Annotated in this window: 1 tRNA gene; it reads left to right on the forward strand. The window is 46.2% G+C overall.

The window, feature by feature from the left end:
* Positions 1-50 precede the first annotated feature (50 nt).
* Positions 51-127, forward strand: a tRNA-Asp gene (locus tag HC728_RS19840).
* Positions 128-491: the final 364 nt, after the last annotated feature.

Raw genomic sequence — 491 nt, forward strand, 5'->3', positions numbered from 1 at the left:
ATCCCTCCGCCACTTTCGAGATTCAGATAGAGTCTGGGTTTCAAAAAATTGGAGCGGTAGTTCAGTTGGTTAGAATACCGGCCTGTCACGCCGGGGGTCGCGGGTTCGAGTCCCGTCCGCTCCGCCACTACAACGAAGGCATTGTCGAAAGACGATGCCTTTTTTGTATCTGTCGAAAATGAAAAAGCTTCTGAATTCCAGATAAAGTCTGGATTTCAATAAATTAGAGCGGTAGTTCAGTTGATTAAACTTTCTACTGGAGAGCTTAGCGGTCTGTCACGCAGAGGGTCGTGCTGCTCTCAAGGTTGATAGAAAGTCCCGTCCGCTCCGCCAACACAACAAAGGCATTGTCGAAAGACGATGCCTTAATTATATGGTCCGCCTCACTCTCAAACTCCTATGCTTAGAGTAGGCATGCAGAAATGAGGTGAATCATATGTCTTCCATCCAAATTTTAGGTATCGATTTAGGTAAACATAGCTTTCACGTGG

The organism is Aliivibrio sp. S10_S31 (genome assembly GCF_014694495.1).
Classification (GTDB): Bacteria; Pseudomonadota; Gammaproteobacteria; order Enterobacterales; family Vibrionaceae; genus Aliivibrio; species Aliivibrio fischeri.